The organism is Aeromonas sp. A35_P (assembly GCF_002259925.1).
Lineage (GTDB): Bacteria > Pseudomonadota > Gammaproteobacteria > Enterobacterales > Aeromonadaceae > Aeromonas > Aeromonas dhakensis.
In genome coordinates, this window is sequence record NZ_NEVB01000138.1 from 1 (window position 1) to 4,452 (window position 4,452).

The 4,452-nt window shown below is 62.2% G+C and carries 3 protein-coding genes and 1 tRNA gene; 3 read left to right on the forward strand and 1 reads right to left on the reverse strand.

Features of this window, described 5'->3' with window-relative positions:
- Positions 1 to 81: 81 nt before the first annotated feature.
- The 3 genes from CAK78_RS09490 to yjjG all read left to right on the forward strand — a co-directional run bounded on the left by CAK78_RS09490 (position 82) and on the right by yjjG (position 2,516).
- Positions 82 to 158 (forward strand) — tRNA-Met (locus CAK78_RS09490).
- A gap of 172 nt (positions 159 to 330) precedes the next feature.
- The gene (locus tag CAK78_RS09495) at positions 331 to 1,827 is read left to right on the forward strand and encodes a M17 family metallopeptidase (protein ID WP_005300498.1); all 1,497 of its coding nucleotides are present in this window, start codon (positions 331 to 333) and stop codon (positions 1,825 to 1,827) included.
- An 8-nt stretch (positions 1,828 to 1,835) separates the two neighbouring features.
- Positions 1,836 to 2,516 (forward strand): pyrimidine 5'-nucleotidase, encoded by a 681-nt coding sequence (yjjG, locus tag CAK78_RS09500; protein ID WP_017787988.1) that lies wholly within the window; start codon positions 1,836 to 1,838, stop codon positions 2,514 to 2,516.
- A gap of 82 nt (positions 2,517 to 2,598) precedes the next feature.
- Here yjjG and CAK78_RS09505 read toward each other — a convergent pair whose 3' ends face one another.
- A complete protein-coding gene (locus tag CAK78_RS09505; RefSeq protein ID WP_094697112.1) occupies positions 2,599 to 3,855 on the reverse strand; it encodes a M20 family metallo-hydrolase in 1,257 nt (418 codons plus the stop codon).
- Positions 3,856 to 4,452: the final 597 nt, after the last annotated feature.

Sequence of the window (4,452 nt, forward strand, 5' to 3'; positions counted from 1 at the left end):
TGGCAAGGCAGCGCTCTGCGGTGGAGACGAAGACAGCAAGGGGCATCTGCTCTGTCTCTTGTGGTGGCAATACAATTCGGACGCGGGGTGGAGCAGCTCGGTAGCTCGTCGGGCTCATAACCCGAAGGTCGTCGGTTCAAATCCGGCCCCCGCAACCAACTTCCCTACTTTATTACCTTGATCCTCTAGCTTGTCATCCAGCCGCCTTCGCGGTCTTTCTGCTTTGTCTCCTTTTCGCGCTTGATATTGATTTTCAAGTGCAATCTGGCTGTGACCCCGCTTTGTTGGGTATCATCTCTGGTACCTCTTCATGGACGAGGGCCTTGCCCGATGATGCAACCATTTACCTATCTGCCGCCGCAGATCGACATTCACGACGCCAGCCTTGCTGCCGTCCTCACCAACGGCCTGGCCGCCAACCTGCTGATCTGCGCCGAAGAGCGGCGCGAGAGCTTGCTGGCCCTGCCCGAGCTTGCCGCCGTCGGCGCCCAGATCGCGCTGGGGCAGAAAGCCCCCTACAGCCTGGTGCTGCACAATACCCTGCAACTGCTGGTCTTCCTGCCGGCCCGTCCCCCTCGCGATCATGCCCTCTACAAGCAGGTGCGCAGCTGGGTTGCGCCGCTGGCCGGGCTCAAGATTGAGCGACTGGGGCTGCACCTGGAGGGGTTTGACGAGGCCGATACCACCCTCCTGGCCGAACTGGCGTTGGCCACCCTGCTGGCGGCCAACGTGCCGCTGCCCAGCCACAAGCATCGCAGCGAAGATCCCTGGCGCTACCAGCAGATCGCGGTCTCTCCCAATTGCGTGCTGGATCTGGCGCGGATCTATGCCGAGGCCGAGGGCAACGGCATCGCCCGCCATCTGGCGGTGTCGCCCGCTTCCGATCTGACCGCCCGCAGCTACCGCGAATGGGTACGCCAGCTGGCACAGAGCGAGGGGTGGCAGTGGCATGAGTATGATCAGGCCCAGCTGGCCGAGCAGGGAGCCGGTGCCTTCATCGCGGTGGCGCGCGGCTCGGAAGACAACCAGGCCGCCATGGTCAAGCTGAGCTACTGCCCACCCAATGCGGTGCGGCGAGTGGCCCTGGTGGGCAAGGGGATCTGTCACGACTCGGGCGGCTACAACCTCAAGGTCTCCGGCAGCATGTACGGCATGCATCTGGACATGGGGGGCAGCGCGGTGGCGCTGGGCACGCTTCACGCCATCAGCCGCGCCAGGCTGCCCTACGAGGTGCACTGCTGGCTCGCCATCGCGGAGAACCACATAGGGCCGCTCGCCTACCGGCCGGGGGAGGTGGTGACCGCCCTCAATGGCACCACCATCGAGGTGGTGGATACCGATGCCGAGGGACGCATGGTGCTGGCCGACACCCTCAGCATGGCGGTGCAGGACAACCCGGATCTGCTGATCGACTACGCCACCCTGACCGGGGCCTGCAAGCGGGCGCTCGGCAGCCGTTACAGTGGCGCCTTCACCAACCGGCCCCAGTGGCTGAGCGAGCTGATCAGCCTGGGTCAGCGCAGCGGTGAGCGAGTCTGGCCCTTCCCGCTGGATGAGGATTACGACGACAACCTCGATAGCGAGTGGGCCGATCTGTTACAGTGTGCGCCCGGCGCCTCGCCGGATCACATCGATGCGGCCCGCTTCCTCAGCCGCTTCGTGCCTGCCCAGACCCCCTGGCTGCACCTCGACTTGAGTGGTTTTCGCAACAAGGGCGGCAATGGCGTAGTCAGCAGCGAGGTGACTGGTTTCGGGGTCAGATTGACGCTGGAACTGCTGGCCGGCCCGCTGGGGCGGCGCAATGAACTTGATCAACCAGAACAGTAAGGGATCCCGTGAAAGAACCAAGTTATGACTGGGTGTTGTTCGATCTGGATGAAACCCTGGTCGATTTCCCGGTCGCTCAGGCGCTGGAGCAGACACTGCACATTTACGGCGTGACGCCGACCCCGCCCACGATGGCGGAGTACCATGCTCTCAACCACCGGCTCTGGCAGCAGTACAACTCTGGCGAGATCGATGCCGCCCACCTGCAGCAGACCCGCTTCTCCCTCTTTGCTGAACAGGTAGACGTGGCGCCGATGGCGATGAACGATACCTTCCTGCAGCAGATCATCGCCCTGAGCATGCCGCTGGAGGGGGTGGTGGAGACTCTGCAGGAGTTGAAGAGCAAGGTGAAGATGGGGATCATCACCAACGGTTTCAGCCTGCCGCAGCGCGGCCGCCTCGACAAGCTGGGCTGGAACGAGTGGTTCGAGCCGTTGGTGATCTCGGACGAGGTGCAGGTGACCAAGCCGGCGGCGGCCATCTTCCAGCACGCGCTGGCACTAATGGGTCAGCCGAGTCCGGCGCGGGTGCTGATGGTGGGGGATAACCCCAAGACCGATATTGCCGGCGCTGCGGCCCAGGGGCTGGCGACCTGCTGGTACAACCCGGCCCGTCAGGATGGTCCGAGCGAGGCGACCCACGAGATCCACCACTTCGCCCACCTCTCGGCCATCGTGCTGGGCGAATAGGAACGCCATTTTCCTCTGCTGCGCAGGGGAAATGAAAAAAACAAGGCAGCCCGCGGGCTGCCTTGTCTGTATCCGGCTCTTGCTAGCGGCCGAGGCGGGCCAGCAACCAGGACTCCAGCAAGGCCACGCCGGGCGCCAGCACGGCTTCGTCGAAGTCGAACTCCGGGTGATGATGAGGCGCCGCCAGATTGGCCCCCAGGATCAGGTAGGCCGCCTGGCCGCCGTTACGCTGCACCCGCTCGATGAGAAAGCCCGCATCCTCGCTGGCACCGAAGCGACGGGTGTGGATGGTCTCCAGCTTGAGCGCCTGGGCGAGCGGGATGATCTCCTCGAGCAGGGACGGGCTGTTGTCGATGCCGATAGCCTCGCCCTGTTTGCGAATGAGGTAGGTGGCGCCCTGCATCATGGCAGCCCCCTCCACCATCTGCTGCACCTGGCTGAACATGTAGTCGTTGAGGGCCGGTGTGGCGCCGCGGGTCTCTCCCTGCAGCAGGGCATGGCCCGGGATCACGTTGCGGCCGCTGCCCGCATGGAGCTGGCCCACGTTGATGCGGGTCATGCCGTCGCGGTGGCGGGCGATGCCGAGCATGGCGGTAGTGGCCATGCAGGCCGCCGCCAGCGCATTGCTGCCTGCGTTGGGCTCGAGCCCCGCGTGGGCGGCGCGCCCCATGAACTCCACGTCGAACTTGGTGGAGCAGAGAAACTCGGTGGGATTGACCACCAGCTCGCCGCTGTTGGCGTGAATGCCGATGTGCAGCGCCAGCAGGGCATCCACGTCGTCGAGCTGGCCACCGGCGGCCAGCGCCTTGCCGCCGCGACACCCCTCTTCGGCGGGTTGGAAGAAGAGCTTGATGCGGCCGTTCAGTCGATCGGCGAGGGCGGCGATGCGCTCGGCCAGCACCAGCCCGATGGCGGTATGGCCGTCATGGGCACAGGCGTGCATCCAGCCGGGGTTGCGCGAGTGCCAACCTTCTTGGCTGGGGGGATGCAGCTCATCCTGGCTCTCCTCGACCTCCACCGCGTCGATGTCGAAGCGAAAGGCCAGGGTCGGGCCCGGTCGGCCGCTGTCCCACAGTCCCATCACCCCCGTTATCTCTTCGATCCGGCCCAGCCAGTCCGGATGGGCGCCCTGGCGCAGGGCTCGCTCCTTCTGGGCCTGCACGTCTATGTTGCGTCCTATGATGAGATTGCTGGCCAGCAGCTTGTCACCCAGCATGATGGAGAAACCGAGTTCATTGAGGTGGTGAGCGATGAGGGAGCTGGTACGAAATTCACACCAGGCCGCTTCGGGCAGACGATGAAGATCACGACGCCAATGGCTTAGCGCATCCTGTGTCATGGTAATTCCTGCATGGCGAATCCAGCGGATATTGTGACGGGCAGGGGGGCAAGAGTAAATCCCGCAGACACAAATGCAACAGGGGGAGCCACTGGCTCCCCCTGTTTACGCTGCCTTGGCACGACAGCTCTGTTTATATACACCGACTGGTGCTAACCACCTTGTCTGCACTCATTTTCGATGAAACGACCAAAAATGACTGAATGCGGTGAATTAACCAGCGCACTGGTGCCTGTCGTTGCCCATGCGGATCACGAAGTGGGCAACCAACCGGCTCAAAGCTGTGACAGCGACGGCAGAGAGACGGCAACCAGAGTGAAAAACACGGTGAAAACGGCAGTAACCACAAACTCTTTCATATTATTGTCTCCCTTGGCTGACTGATGATGGAACCAAGATACCACAATTGCGCAGTAAAACAATAGTAAAGTGTGTTTATGTGGCCATAGTTGTCGCGTAGCGCTCGAAAGCGTCATTTTTATAAATCTAAGGCTGTTTTATCAGCTTCAAGATGGGTGTTGGGCATCCACCAGGATTTGATGGTATTTTTGTTCAATGAAATCAATGCATTATATTTATTCTTGTTGTGTCTCATGT